The sequence below is a fragment of the Pseudomonas sp. TH08 genome, assembly GCF_016651275.1.
Classification (GTDB): Bacteria; Pseudomonadota; Gammaproteobacteria; order Pseudomonadales; family Pseudomonadaceae; genus Aquipseudomonas.
In genome coordinates this window covers 818,980-832,566 of the sequence record NZ_JAEKEE010000002.1, presented here as the reverse complement: position 1 = coordinate 832,566, position 13,587 = coordinate 818,980, and the positions used below count along the sequence as shown (strand labels likewise).

Sequence of the window (13,587 nt, the reverse complement as noted above, 5' to 3'; positions counted from 1 at the left end):
TGTCCTCGAAAAAAGCATCCTGAGACTTTGTACGGAGGTTGACCGTCAACCACGTTAGAGTAGATCCATGGTGACCATGGAATCAGCTCAGCCACACGGTAGCCCACCGCTTTGTAAGCCGCCTGGCGCTTATCCCGCATCCTCAGCAGTGCGACATTAGGGGTAGCCCCGTTTTCCTCTAAAAGCACCAGCGCAGCATCCAGGCAGTCACGTGGTGAGCCATTCTTTTTCGACCTGACTGATCAATGATGTAATTGCTCTGAGTCTGCATTGGGCGCTGGATAACGATCCATTGCTTCACGTGCTTCAGACCGAGAGTGCCGCGCACATCCCAAAGGACAGTGGCAATGACGTGATTGGCAAGGCGCGAGGATTCGTTTTCGAAGTGATCTTCAATCAAGTCAACACTGAGTCGGCACGGTCGATGACGCAGGTGATGGCGTCGAAGGGTACACCGGCTTCTGCTTTTGGATTCACGCAAAGCAGGTCATCAGGCAGCGAGAACCTCAGGGCGTTGTTCATTGGGCACTGCCTGCGGTTTCGAGTGCGCGGGCTTTGGCCATGTGAGCGTTGTGACGGGAGAGGCGTGTAGCGAGGCTGGAGTTGGCGTGTAGAGCCGATTCGACGCAACACGGAGAAAGGGTGCATCAAAGCGTTGTTTTCAGTCTTGTGCTCATGCAGCCACCTGATCTCGTGCCTCGATACGGCTGCGCACCCACGCTTGAACCTCGGAAAGAGCCCAGGCGATACGAGCGCCGCGCGCGTTGCTGTTTTAAGTGCTTGGGTGGCTATATCGCGAGGTCGGCTTCCAGAGGCGTCTGTAGCGTAGCTGCCAGGATTTACCACCATCAGGTTTAACCTGGAAGTAGAGGCCGTTTCCGTCCAGCTTCCTATATTCCTTTGATTTCTGCCTCAATCCCGCAAGTGTGGTGTCAGGGAGAGGACGGCGCTTGATATGTGCGCACTTCATCCTTGTGTCCAAAGTTCGGGGTTTTCTCAGGATACAAGCAGCGATACAGCGGATAAGGGGATACAGCGGATAAGGGGATACAACGTTAAACAGACAGGCACAAAAAAACCGGCCAAGTGGCCGGTTTCTTTGGGTCTGAGAGTCTGGTAGAGACTTTCAGATACTGCTATATGGTGCCCCGAGGGAGACTCGAACTCCCACTCCTTTCGAAAACGGATTTTGAATCCGCCGCGTCTACCAATTCCGCCATCAGGGCTCAATGGCGGCGAAGTATAGAGATGAGATTACCGTTGGTCAATCACGTTTCATGGTCAATTTTCGATATTTCCGCTAGACTTTCGGGCCCTGCTAGACGAACCCCATCATGCGCGTTGCTGACTTTACCTTCGAACTCCCTGATTCGCTGATCGCCCGCCACCCTTTGGCCGAGCGTCGCGGCAGTCGCCTGTTGACCCTGGATGGGGTCAGCGGTGCCCTTGCACACCGTCAATTCACTGATTTGCTTGAGCATTTGCGCCCGGGCGATTTGATGGTGTTCAACAATACCCGGGTGATTCCGGCGCGGCTGTTCGGGCAGAAAGCGTCCGGCGGCAAGCTGGAAATCCTCATTGAGCGAGTGCTCGATACGCATCGCGTGCTGGCCCATGTACGTTCCAGCAAGTCGCCGAAGCCGGGTTCGAAGATCCTCATTGATGGTGGTGGCGAAGCCGAAATGCTTGCGCGCCACGATGCGTTGTTCGAGCTGAGCTTCGCTGAAGAAGTGCTGCCGCTACTTGATCGCGTCGGGCACATGCCGTTGCCTCCTTATATAGACCGTCCGGATGAAGGCTCGGATCGCGAGCGTTATCAGACCGTGTATGCCGAGCGCCTGGGCGCGGTGGCGGCGCCGACAGCGGGGCTGCATTTCGATCAGTCGCTGATGGAAGCGATTGCCGCGAAGGGCGTCGAGACTACATTCGTCACGCTGCACGTGGGCGCGGGGACGTTCCAGCCGGTGCGCGTCGAAAAGCTTGAAGATCACCACATGCACACTGAGTGGCTCGAAGTCGGCCAGGACGTGGTCGATGCGGTGGCTGCGTGCCGTGCGCGCGGTGGTCGAGTGATTGCTGTGGGCACCACCAGCGTGCGTTCGCTGGAAAGTGCCGCGCGCGATGGCGTGCTCAAGCCGTTCAGTGGCGACACCGATATCTTTATCTTCCCGGGCCGGCCGTTCCATGTGGTCGATGCCCTGGTGACCAATTTCCATTTGCCGGAATCGACGCTGTTGATGCTGGTTTCGGCATTTGCCGGTTATCCCGAAACCATGGCCGCCTACAAGGCCGCCGTCGACAACGGTTACCGCTTTTTCAGCTACGGTGATGCGATGTTCATCACCCGTAATCCCGCACCTACAGCCCCTAAAGAAACCGGCGCAGAGGAAACAGAATGAGTCGCGAATGTCGCATGTCCTTTGAGCTCCTGGCCACCGATGGCAAGGCCCGTCGTGGTCGTCTGACCTTCCCGCGTGGCACCGTCGAGACCCCGGCCTTCATGCCGGTGGGTACTTACGGCACGGTCAAGGGCATGTTGCCGCGTGACATCGTTGCCACTGGCGCAGAAATCATTCTGGGCAACACCTTCCACCTGTGGCTGCGTCCTGGCACCCAAGTGATCAAGGAGCACGGCGACCTGCACGACTTCATGCAGTGGAAAGGCCCGATCCTGACCGACTCCGGTGGTTTCCAGGTGTTCAGCCTGGGCGCGATGCGCAAGATCAAGGAGGAGGGCGTGACCTTTGCCTCACCGGTCGACGGCGCCAAAGTGTTCATGGGCCCGGAAGAATCGATGCAGGTGCAGCGCGATCTCGGTTCGGACATCGTGATGATCTTCGACGAATGCACGCCGTACCCGGCGGATGAAGACGTCGCTCGCATTTCCATGGAATTGTCGCTGCGCTGGGCTCAGCGCTCGAAAAATGCCCACGGTGACAACACCGCAGCATTGTTCGGCATCGTGCAGGGCGGCATGCACCAGGACTTGCGCATGCGCTCGCTGGAAGGCCTCGACAAGATCGGCTTCGATGGCCTGGCCATCGGCGGTCTGTCGGTGGGCGAACCGAAGCACGAGATGATCAAGGTGCTCGATTATCTGCCGGGCATGATGCCGGCTGACAAACCTCGTTACCTTATGGGCGTTGGCAAACCGGAAGATCTGGTTGAGGGTGTGCGCCGCGGTGTGGACATGTTCGATTGCGTGATGCCAACCCGTAATGCCCGCAACGGGCATCTGTTTATTGATACCGGCGTGCTGAAGATCCGTAACGCGTTCCATCGCCATGATGAATCGCCACTGGATCCGACCTGCGATTGCTATACCTGCCAGAACTTCTCTCGCGCTTATCTGCATCACCTGGACAAGTGCGGCGAAATGCTGGGAAGCATGCTCAATACCATCCATAACTTGCGCCATTATCAGGTGCTCATGGCTGGTTTGCGCGAGGCTATTCAACAGGGTACATTGGCCGCCTTTGTCGATGCCTTCTACGCCAAACGCGGGCTCCCCGTTCCGCCTTTGGACTGAGTTTTCTGACCCCAAGATTCAACATTTGCAACTGGAGTGCTAAATGAGCTTTTTTATCTCTAACGCCATGGCTGACGCGGCTGCACCGGCTGCTGCCGGCCCAATGGGCGGCGGCTTCGAGTGGATTTTCCTGGTCGGCTTCCTGGTCATCTTCTACCTGATGATCTGGCGTCCACAGGCCAAGCGCGCCAAAGAGCAGAAGAACCTGCTGAGCAGCCTTGCGAAGGGCGACGAAGTGGTCACCACCGGCGGCATCGCCGGCAAGATCACCAAAGTGGCCGATGACTTCGTGGTTCTGGAAGTTTCCGACACCGTGGAAATGAAGTTCCAGAAAGGCGCCATCGCTGCCACGCTGCCAAAAGGCACGCTGAAAGCGATCTAAGAGCAACAACTTCTACTCAATCGACGGGGCGCGCAAGGCGCCCCGCGTCATAACGGGCGGCGTGATGCTGAACAAATATCCTCTGTGGAAATACATTCTGATCCTGGCGGTGCTGGCGATCGGTCTGATTTATTCCGCTCCGAATCTATACCCCGATGACCCGGCTATCCAGATCAGCGGCGCCAGCACGGCACTGCAGGTCAATCAAGCCGATCTTGATCGCGTAAGTACCGCGCTCAAAGAGTCCGGGATCAACGTCAAGGCAGCCACGCTGGCGGCAAACGGCAAGGGCGGCCTGATCCGTCTGAGCAAGGCAGAAGATCAACTGCCAGCCAAGGACGTTGTGCGCAAGGCATTGGGTGATGACTACGTCGTCGCGCTGAACCTGGCACAGACCACCCCGCAATGGCTGCGCAATCTTGGCGCGCACCCGATGAAGCTGGGTCTGGACTTGTCCGGTGGTGTGCACTTCCTGCTGGAAGTGGACATGGACAAAGCCCTCGATGCACGCCTGAAAGTCTACGAAGGCGACGTCAAGAGCCTGCTGCGTAAAGAGAAGCTGCGCTATCGCAGCCTGCCGCAACTGGGCGGTGCCATTCAGCTGGGCTTCAGTGATGAAGATTCCCGCGAACAGGCCCGTGCGCTGATCCGCAAGAACTTCAACGATTTCGACATTGTTCCGGCCGACCTCAACGGTCAACCGGTGCTGCGTCTGGCGATGACCCCGGCCAAGCTGGCGGAAATCCGTGAATACTCCATCAAGCAGAACTTGACCACGGTACGTAACCGCGTCAACGAGCTGGGTGTTGCCGAACCGATCGTTCAGCGTCAAGGTGCCAACCGCATCGTGGTTGAGCTGCCGGGCGTGCAGGACACTGCCGAAGCCAAGCGTATTCTCGGCAAGACGGCCAACCTTGAGTTCCGTCTGGCTGCAGAGCCAGGTGCTTCGAAAGCCACTTCCGAAACCTTCGAGTTCCGTGAAGGCAAGCGTCCACCAGCTCAGATCGAACGTGGCCTGATCATCACCGGTGACCAGGTGACTGACGCCAAGGCTGGTTTCGGCGAGCATGGCACACCTGAAGTGAACATCCGTCTGGATGGTCATGGTGGCGAGCTGATGAGCCGCGCGACCCGTTCGAACGTCGGTCGCAGCATGGCGGTGATCTTCATCGAACAGCGTCCGGTGACCACTTACGTCAAGCAAGTGGTTGATGGCGTCGAGAAGGACGTTGCAGTTCAAACGTTCAAAGAAGAGAAGAAGATCATCAGCCTGGCGACCATTCAGTCGCCGCTGGGTGCTCAGTTCCGTATCACTGGCCTGAACGGTCAGGGCGAATCGTCCGAGCTGGCGCTGCTGTTGCGTGCCGGTGGTCTGGCGGCACCGATGTACTTCGCTGAAGAGCGCACAATCGGCCCGAGCCTGGGTGCTGACAACATCACCAAAGGTATCGATGCGTCGCTGTGGGGCATGTTGTTCGTGTCGCTGTTCATCATCGCCATCTACCGCTTCTTCGGCATCATCGCCACCGTTGCACTGGCGGTGAACATGGTGCTGCTGCTGGCCTTGATGTCGCTGCTGGGCGCAACGCTGACCCTGCCGGGTATCGCCGGTATCGTCTTGACCATGGGTATGGCGGTCGACGCCAACGTGCTGATCTTCTCGCGGATCCGTGAAGAGATCGCCGCCGGCATGACCGTGCAGCGTGCAATCAACGAAGGCTTCGGCCGGGCATTCACCGCGATTCTCGACGCCAACCTGACCACATTGTTGGTCGGCGGCATTCTCTTTGCCATGGGCACCGGCCCGGTCAAAGGTTTCGCAGTGACCATGTCCCTCGGGATCTTTACCTCGATGTTCACGGCCATCATGGTGACCCGCGCAATGGTCAACCTGATCTTTGGCGGACGTGACTTCAAGAAGTTGTGGATTTAAGGGGCTGCCATGTTACGTACAATCAACTTCATGGGCGTTCGCAACTTCGCGTTCGGCGTCACAGTGTTTCTTACGGTGCTGGCTATTTTCAGCGTCTTCCACAAGGGCATGAACTGGGGTCTGGACTTCACCGGCGGTACGCTCATCGAGCTGACCTACGAGCGTCCGGCCGACGTCACCAAGGTGCGCGAGCAGTTGGTGAGTTCGGGTTATCACGAAGCGATCGTGCAGAGCTTCGGTGCGACTACCGACCTGCTGGTGCGGATGCCGGGTGAAGACCCGCAGTTGGGTCATCAGGTGGCGGAAGCGCTGCTGAAAGTCGGTGGCGACAACCCGGCGACGGTCAAGCGAGTCGAGTTCGTCGGCCCACAGGTCGGTGAAGAGCTGCGCGACCAGGGCGGCCTCGGCATGCTGCTGGCGCTCGGCGGCATCCTGATCTACCTGGCTTTCCGCTTTCAGTGGAAATTCGCGGTCGGCGCCATCGTTTCGCTGATCCACGACGTGATCGTGACCATCGGTATCCTGTCGTTCTTCCAGATCACCTTCGACCTGACGGTGTTGGCGGCGGTGCTGGCGATCATCGGTTACTCGCTGAACGACACCATTGTGGTATTCGACCGGGTGCGTGAGAACTTCCGCGTGCTGCGCAAGGCTTCGCTGATCGAGAACATCAATATCTCGACCACGCAAACCCTGCTGCGCACCATGGCGACGTCGATCTCCACGTTGCTGGCGATTGCAGCGTTGCTGTTCTTTGGTGGCGACAACCTGTTCGGCTTCTCCATCGCCCTGTTCATCGGTGTTCTGGCGGGTACTTACTCGTCGATCTACATCGCGAACGTGGTGCTGATCTGGCTGAATCTGAGCAGCGAAGACCTGATTCCACCGGCGAACACCGAGAAGGAAGTCGACGACCGTCCATAACGGCCATCGCTTTTCCAGCTGTCTGCCAAAAAAGGCGCGAGTTGAACTCGCGCCTTTTTTTATGCTCCAAGGCTGGGAGAAGCGCGGGCGATGTCCCGCATGTGATGGTCAGGAGGTTCATGTGAACAAGTCGTTGCTGGTTGGTGCGGTATTGGGTGCTGTCGGTGTGACTGCCGGGGGTGCTGTTGCCACCTACAGCCTGGTAAAAAGCGGCCCTGAGTATGCGCAAGTGCTGGCCGTTGAACCGGTCAAAACACAGATCAAGACTCCACGTGAAGTGTGCAAGGACGTCGCCGTGACTCGCCAGGCGCCGGTCAAGGATCAACACCAGATCCTCGGTACGGTAATCGGTGCGGTCGGCGGTGGTTTGCTCGGTAACCAGATCGGCGGCGGCACCGGCAAGAAGATTGCCACGGTCGCTGGTGCGGTCGGTGGCGGTTATGCCGGTAACAAGGTGCAGGAAGGCATGCAAAACCGTGATACCTACACCACCACCCAGACTCGCTGTAACACCGTGAATGACATCAGCGACAAAGTCGTCGGTTACGACGTGCGTTACTCGCTGGACGGCAAGGAAGGCAAAGTGCGCATGGATCGTGATCCGGGCAACCAGATTCCGGTCGACAAGGAAGGTAAATTGATTTTGTCGCAGAACGAGCCGGGCCAGTAACAGGTCGATCGTTTGGAAAAAAGCACCCTGCGGGGTGCTTTTTTGTGCCTGAGATTCAAGCCCACCACAAATCCCCTGTAGGAGTGAGCCTGCTCGCGATAGCGATGTATTGGTCAGCATCATTGTTGACTGATACACCGCTATCGCGAGCAGGCTCACTCCTACACTGGTTCGGCAGTGCTCTTTCAGGCATAAAAAAAGCACCCCGAAGGGTGCTTTTTCGTTTCGCGGGAAGCTTAGCGCTTCAGCGAAGCCGGCAGGTGCGGCTGGATCGCCGTCAGTACTGCCTTGAAGCATTTGGTGTTGCCGGCAACGATGTGGCCTTTTTCAAGGAAGTCGTGACCGCCGGTGAAGTCGCTCACCAGGCCGCCGGCTTCTTGAATCAGCAGGGCGCCTGCAGCCATGTCCCACTCGGACAGGCCCGACTCCCAAAATGCATCGAAACGACCGGCTGCCACGTAAGCCAGGTCCAGGCTCGCCGAGCCCGCGCGGCGGATGCCGGCAGTCTGGCCAACCAGGGCGCGGAACATTCCCAGGTAGTTTTCCAGGTTGTCCATCTGGTCGTCACGGAACGGGAAGCCGGTACCCAGCAGGGCGCCGTCAAGGCTGGTGCGACCGCTGACGCGCAGGCGACGACCGTTCAGTTGAGCGCCGCGACCACGGCTGGCGGTGAATTCTTCCTGGCGAACCGGGTCCAGAACAACAGCGTGCTCCAGGCGACCACGGTATTTGCAGGCGATGCTGACGGCGAAGTGAGGAATGCCGCGCAGGAAGTTGGTGGTGCCGTCCAGCGGATCGATGATCCACAGGTACTCTTCGCCTTCGATGCCGGTACCGGCGTGCAGGCCGGTCTCTTCACCGCGGATCGAATGGTTCGGGTAAGCCTTGCGCAGCGCGTCGATGATTTTCTGTTCAGCGGCGCGATCGACCTCGGATACATAATCCTTGGCGTCTTTTTCGTCGACCTTGATGGTATCCAGGCGCTCGATGGAGCGGAAGATCAGTTCACTGGCGCTGCGGGCGGCGCGCAGCGCGATATTCAGCATGGGCTGCATGGATGTGTCACCTAAGGTTGTTAAAGAAAGCCGCGCATTCTATCAGAACTTTTCTTCAGGTGAAGGACGCTGTTCGCTTTCATAGCTTAACGGTAGGCTGTTCTGTAAGATTTGCACCCCTTTCCTGTGTCCGAGAGCGCCTCCCTTGCTGCAGAACATTCGTGTCGTCCTGGTCAATACCAGCCACCCCGGCAACATCGGCGGGGCCGCGCGCGCCATGAAAAACATGGGTCTGTCGCGATTGGTGCTGGTCGAACCGCGCCTGTTTCCGCATCACGAGGCCGATGCTCGCGCCTCCGGTGCGGGTGACATCCTTGAAAATGCACAAGTCGTCGCCACTCTGGAAGACGCCTTGGTCGGCTGCAATCTGGTGCTCGGCACCAGCGCCCGTGATCGTCGCATCCCTTGGCCGCTGCTGGATCCGCGCGAGTGCGGCACCAAAGTGGTCGAAGAGGCCGGGCAGGGCGCCGAAATCGCCCTGGTGTTCGGTCGTGAAGATTCCGGCCTGACCAATGACGAGCTGCAGCGATGTCACTTTCACGTGCACATCCCCTCCGATCCTGAGTTCAGCTCGCTGAATCTCGGGGCGGCGGTGCAGGTGTTGAGCTACGAAGTGCGCATGGCCTGGCTGGCCGCACAAGGTCAGCCAAGCAAGATCGAGAAAGAAGAAGTGGCCTCGGTGAAAAGCGCCGAGCTCGCGACCATGGATGAGCTGGAGCGATTCTATGAGCATCTGGAGCAGACGCTGGTCGCCATCGAATTCCTCGATCCGGAAAAACCACGGCACTTGATGGCGCGCCTGCGCCGGTTGTACGGACGCAGCTCGGTCAGCCGGGCGGAAATGAATATTTTGCGAGGCATCCTCACGGAAACCCAAAAAGCGGCCCGTGGTGAGCTTCTGAAGCGGAAGGACTGAATGATGTTTGAGCGTTTGCGTGAAGATATCCAGAGCGTATTCCATCGAGACCCGGCGGCGCGTAACGCTTTTGAAGTCCTGACCTGCTACCCCGGCATGCATGCCATCTGGATTCATCGCTTGGCGGGCATGCTCTGGCGCAACGAACTGAAATGGCTGGCACGGTTGGTGTCGAACTTCGGTCGCTGGATGACCGGGATCGAGATTCATCCGGGCGCCAAGGTTGGTCGACGTTTCTTTATCGACCATGGCATGGGCATCGTTATCGGTGAAACCGCCGAGATCGGCGATGACGTGACTATCTATCAGGGCGTGACACTGGGTGGCACCAGCTGGAACAAGGGCAAGCGCCATCCAACGCTGGGTGACGGTGTTGTCGTGGGGGCGGGCGCCAAAGTGCTTGGTCCGTTCACCGTGGGTGCGGGTGCCAAGGTCGGCTCCAATGCCGTCGTGACCAAAGAAGTGCCGCCGGGCGCGACTGTTGTGGGTATTCCGGGGCGGATCATCGTCAAGTCCGATGAGGAGCAGGACGCCAAGCGCAAGGCTATGGCTGAGAAGATCGGTTTTGATGCCTACGGCGTCAGCGAGGACATGCCTGATCCTGTGGCGCGCGCCATCGGCCAGTTGCTCGATCACCTGCAAGCGGTGGACGGTCGGCTGGAGGGGATGTGTGGCGCGCTGAAGGATCTGGGCAGTAATTACTGCGCCAAAGATCTGCCTCAGTTGCGTGAAGAGGATTTCGCCTGCGTCAAAGGCAAAGACGAGTCCAAAGCCAGCTAAACCGCAGCGCTGCCTTCGCGAGCAGGCTCGCTCCCACATTGGAATGCATATCCCTCGTGGGAGGGAGCCTGTTCGCGAAGAACGATAACGCGGTACCGCTGGCTGCATGCCGCCAGCCTTTGCTATGATGCGCGCGCTCTTTTGCGGGTAAACCCGACTAAAGCACTAGGTCTTATAGTTGACTTAAATGCTCGGGAATTGCATACTCCCGCCCATTCTGAACTCCGTGGTAACTGTCCATGCGACTGACTACAAAAGGCCGATACGCCGTGACCGCCATGCTTGACCTGGCGTTGCACGCGCAGCACGGGCCCGTGTCCCTGGCCGATATCTCCGAGCGCCAAGGCATCTCCCTGTCCTACCTCGAACAGCTTTTCGCCAAGCTGCGCCGCAGCAACCTGGTTTCCAGTGTTCGCGGTCCTGGTGGCGGCTACCAGCTGTCCCGCGACATGCAGGGCATTCAGGTCGCTCAGGTGATCGATGCGGTGAACGAATCGGTCGATGCGACCAAGTGCCAGGGCCAGGGCGATTGCCATTCCGGCGACACCTGTCTGACCCATCATCTGTGGTGCGACTTGAGCCTGCAGATTCACGAATTTCTAAGCGGTATCAGCTTGGCTGATCTTGTGACTCGCCGTGAGGTGCAAGAAGTAGCCCAGCGTCAGGACCAGCGCCGTTGCAACAGCAAGGCGCCACGCCTGGACAAGATTGAAGCGTCCGCCGTCGAATGACAGCCGAAGAGCTAGCGGCACGCCAGCCCTGATTTAGGAGATAGTCCATGAAATTGCCGATTTACCTTGATTACTCTGCAACCACCCCGGTTGATCCGCGCGTTGCGCAAAAGATGAGTGAATGCCTGCTGGTCGACGGAAACTTCGGTAACCCGGCGTCCCGTTCCCACGTGTTCGGCTGGAAAGCTGAAGAGTCCGTCGAAAACGCCCGTCGTCAGGTGGCCGATCTGGTCAACGCCGATCCGCGTGAAATCGTCTGGACATCCGGCGCTACCGAGTCCGACAACCTGGCAATCAAGGGTGCGGCACATTTCTACGCCTCCAAGGGCAAGCACCTGATCACCTCCAAGATCGAGCACAAGGCTGTCCTCGACACCATGCGCCAACTGGAGCGTGAAGGTTTCGAGGTGACTTACCTCGATCCCCAGACCGACGGTCTGATCACCCCCGCGATGATTGAAGCAGCACTGCGCGAAGACACCATCCTGGTCTCCGTGATGCACGTGAACAACGAAATCGGCACCGTCAACGACATCGCCGCTATCGGTGAACTGCTCCGCTCCAAGGGCATTCTGTTCCACGTCGACGCCGCTCAGTCCACTGGCAAGGTCGAGATCGACCTGCAGAAGCTGAAAGTCGACATGATGTCGTTCTCTGCACACAAAACCTATGGCCCTAAAGGCATCGGCGCGCTGTACGTCAGCCGCAAGCCGCGTGTGCGCATCGAAGCGACCATGCACGGCGGCGGTCACGAGCGTGGCATGCGTTCCGGTACCCTGGCGACCCACCAGATCGTGGGCATGGGCGAAGCGTTCCGCGTAGCCAAAGAAGACATGGCTGCTGAAAACATCCGTATCAAAGCGTTGAGCGACCGCTTCTACAAGCAGGTCGAGCACCTTGAAGAGCTGTACGTCAACGGCAGCCTGGCCGCCCGCGTTCCGCACAACCTGAACCTGAGCTTCAACTACGTTGAAGGCGAGTCGCTGATCATGGCGCTCAAGGATCTGGCGGTATCGTCCGGTTCGGCATGCACCTCGGCGTCGCTGGAGCCTTCGTACGTACTGCGCGCCCTGGGCCGCAACGACGAACTGGCACACAGCTCGATCCGCTTCACCTTCGGCCGTTTCACCACCGAAGAAGAAATCGACTACGCCGCGCAGAAAGTCTGCGAGGCCGTTACCAAGCTGCGCGCTCTGTCGCCGCTGTGGGACATGTACAAAGACGGTGTCGACATTTCGAAAATCGAGTGGGCGGCACACTGATTTCAAGTCGCCGCGAACCGGCCCTGTAAACCAAGGTTGCAGGGCTTTAAGAGCGACTCTCTGATGAGTGAGGATTAAGAATCATGGCTTACAGCGAAAAGGTCATCGACCACTACGAAAACCCGCGCAACGTCGGCAAGATGAACGCGGAAGATCCTGATGTCGGCACCGGCATGGTCGGCGCTCCGGCATGCGGCGACGTAATGCGTCTGCAAATCAAGGTCAACGAAGCCGGCATCATCGAAGATGCCAAATTCAAGACCTACGGCTGCGGTTCGGCTATCGCTTCCAGCTCCCTCGCCACTGAGTGGATGAAGGGCAAGACCCTGGACGAAGCAGAAACCATCAAGAACACTCAGTTGGCCGAAGAATTGGCCCTGCCACCAGTGAAAATTCACTGCTCGGTACTGGCTGAAGACGCTATCAAAGCGGCTGTTCGCGATTACAAGCAGAAGAAAGGCTTGATCTGACTTTCTGGATTTGGCGACGAGTAAGGAGTCACCGATGGCTATCAGCATGACAGAAGCGGCTGCTCAACACGTGCGACGCTCCCTCAACGGGCGCGGCAAAGGTGAAGGGATTCGTCTGGGTGTTCGCACCACAGGCTGTTCCGGCCTTGCCTACGTGCTGGAGTTTGTCGACGAGGTGGTTGCAGAGGATCAGGTGTTCGAAAGTCACGGCGAAAAAGTGATTATCGACCCGAAAAGCCTGGCCTACCTGGACGGCACCGAGCTCGATTTCGTCAAGGAAGGGTTGAACGAAGGCTTCAAGTTCAACAACCCCAACGTACGCGGTGAATGTGGCTGCGGCGAAAGCTTCAACATCTGAGGCTTGTCGTGGGTATTCCTTGTCATTTCGCTTTATTCGAGCTGCAACCGAGCTTCCGTCTGGATCTCGAGCAGTTGGCCACGCGCTATCGTGAGTTGGCGCGCGGCGTTCATCCTGACCGTTTTGCTGACGCTTCCGAGCGCGAGCAGCGGTCGGCGCTTGAGCAGTCTGCCCGGCTGAACGACGCCTATCAGACGCTCAAGAGCCCGCCCCAGCGTGCACGCTACCTGCTGAATATCAGCGGGCATGAAGTGCCGATGGAGGTCACGGTCCATGACCCCGAGTTTCTTTTGCAGCAGATGCAATGGCGCGAAGAGCTCGAAGACCTCCAGGACAGCGCCGATCTCGACGGTGTCGCGTTATTCAAGCGGCGCCTGAAAATGGCCCAGGAAGAACTCAACGAAAGCTTCGCAGCCTGTTGGGATGATGCAGCGCAACGCGAACAGGCCGAACGCCTGATGCGGCGCATGCAGTTCCTCGACAAGCTCACCTACGAAGTGCGCCAGTTAGAAGAGCGCCTCGACGATTAACCCAGTGCCGCTCCGGTCGCACGCCTGATATACAGATAAGTCCTGAT

At 58.4% G+C, this 13,587-nt stretch carries 14 protein-coding genes, 1 tRNA gene and 3 pseudogenes; 13 read left to right on the top strand and 5 right to left on the bottom strand.

Going from position 1 to position 13,587, the window contains the following annotated elements; translation table 11 throughout:
• Window positions 1-307: 307 nt before the first annotated feature.
• The 4 genes and pseudogenes from JFT91_RS30225 to JFT91_RS13385 all read right to left on the bottom strand — a co-directional run.
• Window positions 308-522 (bottom strand): annotated as a pseudogene (locus JFT91_RS30225) (hypothetical protein); the annotation flags it as partial.
• Window positions 523-673: 151 nt separating this feature from the next.
• Window positions 674-772: pseudogene (locus JFT91_RS30220) on the bottom strand (helix-turn-helix transcriptional regulator); the annotation flags it as partial.
• A 42-nt stretch (window positions 773-814) separates the two neighbouring features.
• A pseudogene (locus tag JFT91_RS29630) lies at window positions 815-970 on the bottom strand (Arm DNA-binding domain-containing protein); the annotation flags it as partial.
• A gap of 171 nt (window positions 971-1,141) precedes the next feature.
• Window positions 1,142-1,226: transfer RNA gene (locus JFT91_RS13385), tRNA-Leu, on the bottom strand.
• A gap of 108 nt (window positions 1,227-1,334) precedes the next feature.
• On the opposite strand from JFT91_RS13385, the gene queA reads away from it, so the two are divergent.
• The 6 genes from queA to JFT91_RS13355 all read left to right on the top strand — a co-directional run bounded on the left by queA (window position 1,335) and on the right by JFT91_RS13355 (window position 7,438).
• Entirely contained in the window at window positions 1,335-2,399 is a 1,065-nt protein-coding gene (gene queA / locus JFT91_RS13380) for a tRNA preQ1(34) S-adenosylmethionine ribosyltransferase-isomerase QueA (protein WP_201232624.1), read from the top strand.
• A 14-nt stretch (window positions 2,400-2,413) separates the two neighbouring features.
• Window positions 2,414-3,529, top strand: coding sequence for a tRNA guanosine(34) transglycosylase Tgt (tgt, locus tag JFT91_RS13375; protein ID WP_161986576.1), 1,116 nt, complete (start codon window positions 2,414-2,416; stop codon window positions 3,527-3,529).
• Window positions 3,530-3,572: 43 nt separating this feature from the next.
• Window positions 3,573-3,911 carry a preprotein translocase subunit YajC gene (gene yajC / locus JFT91_RS13370; protein WP_003227923.1) on the top strand — a complete coding sequence of 113 codons (339 nt, stop codon included), beginning with the start codon at window positions 3,573-3,575 and terminating at the stop codon, window positions 3,909-3,911.
• Window positions 3,912-3,975: 64 nt separating this feature from the next.
• Entirely contained in the window at window positions 3,976-5,844 is a 1,869-nt protein-coding gene (gene secD / locus JFT91_RS13365; protein WP_201228405.1) for a protein translocase subunit SecD, read from the top strand.
• Window positions 5,845-5,853: 9 nt separating this feature from the next.
• The gene (gene secF, locus JFT91_RS13360) at window positions 5,854-6,768 is read left to right on the top strand and encodes a protein translocase subunit SecF (protein ID WP_201232623.1); all 915 of its coding nucleotides are present in this window, start codon (window positions 5,854-5,856) and stop codon (window positions 6,766-6,768) included.
• Between the two features lie 121 nt (window positions 6,769-6,889).
• A complete protein-coding gene (locus JFT91_RS13355) occupies window positions 6,890-7,438 on the top strand; it encodes a glycine zipper 2TM domain-containing protein (RefSeq protein ID WP_201228403.1) in 549 nt (182 codons plus the stop codon).
• Window positions 7,439-7,674: 236 nt separating this feature from the next.
• Here the strand turns inward: JFT91_RS13355 and suhB are convergent, their stop codons facing one another.
• Entirely contained in the window at window positions 7,675-8,493 is an 819-nt protein-coding gene (gene suhB / locus JFT91_RS13350; RefSeq protein ID WP_034156254.1) for a type III secretion system regulator SuhB, read from the bottom strand.
• A 145-nt stretch (window positions 8,494-8,638) separates the two neighbouring features.
• On the opposite strand from suhB, the gene trmJ reads away from it, so the two are divergent.
• The 7 genes from trmJ (at window position 8,639) to hscB (ending at window position 13,540) form a co-directional block, all read left to right on the top strand.
• Window positions 8,639-9,409 (top strand): tRNA (cytosine(32)/uridine(32)-2'-O)-methyltransferase TrmJ, encoded by a 771-nt coding sequence (gene trmJ / locus JFT91_RS13345; protein ID WP_008084663.1) that lies wholly within the window; start codon window positions 8,639-8,641, stop codon window positions 9,407-9,409.
• A gap of 3 nt (window positions 9,410-9,412) precedes the next feature.
• Window positions 9,413-10,189: a serine O-acetyltransferase gene (gene cysE / locus JFT91_RS13340; protein WP_201228402.1), complete on the top strand. Its 777-nt coding sequence runs from the start codon at window positions 9,413-9,415 to the stop codon at window positions 10,187-10,189.
• Window positions 10,190-10,428: 239 nt separating this feature from the next.
• A complete protein-coding gene (iscR, locus tag JFT91_RS13335; RefSeq protein WP_003227911.1) occupies window positions 10,429-10,920 on the top strand; it encodes a Fe-S cluster assembly transcriptional regulator IscR in 492 nt (163 codons plus the stop codon).
• Window positions 10,921-10,967: 47 nt separating this feature from the next.
• Window positions 10,968-12,182 carry an IscS subfamily cysteine desulfurase gene (locus tag JFT91_RS13330; protein WP_201232622.1) on the top strand — a complete coding sequence of 405 codons (1,215 nt, stop codon included), beginning with the start codon at window positions 10,968-10,970 and terminating at the stop codon, window positions 12,180-12,182.
• Between the two features lie 83 nt (window positions 12,183-12,265).
• Window positions 12,266-12,652: a Fe-S cluster assembly scaffold IscU gene (iscU, locus tag JFT91_RS13325; protein WP_046820395.1), complete on the top strand. Its 387-nt coding sequence runs from the start codon at window positions 12,266-12,268 to the stop codon at window positions 12,650-12,652.
• A gap of 34 nt (window positions 12,653-12,686) precedes the next feature.
• Window positions 12,687-13,010 carry an iron-sulfur cluster assembly protein IscA gene (iscA, locus tag JFT91_RS13320; RefSeq protein WP_007903589.1) on the top strand — a complete coding sequence of 108 codons (324 nt, stop codon included), beginning with the start codon at window positions 12,687-12,689 and terminating at the stop codon, window positions 13,008-13,010.
• Window positions 13,011-13,018: 8 nt separating this feature from the next.
• Complete coding sequence (gene hscB, locus JFT91_RS13315; RefSeq protein WP_201232647.1) at window positions 13,019-13,540, top strand: co-chaperone HscB; 522 nt, start codon at window positions 13,019-13,021, stop codon at window positions 13,538-13,540.
• The last annotated feature ends 47 nt before the right edge of the window (window positions 13,541-13,587 follow it).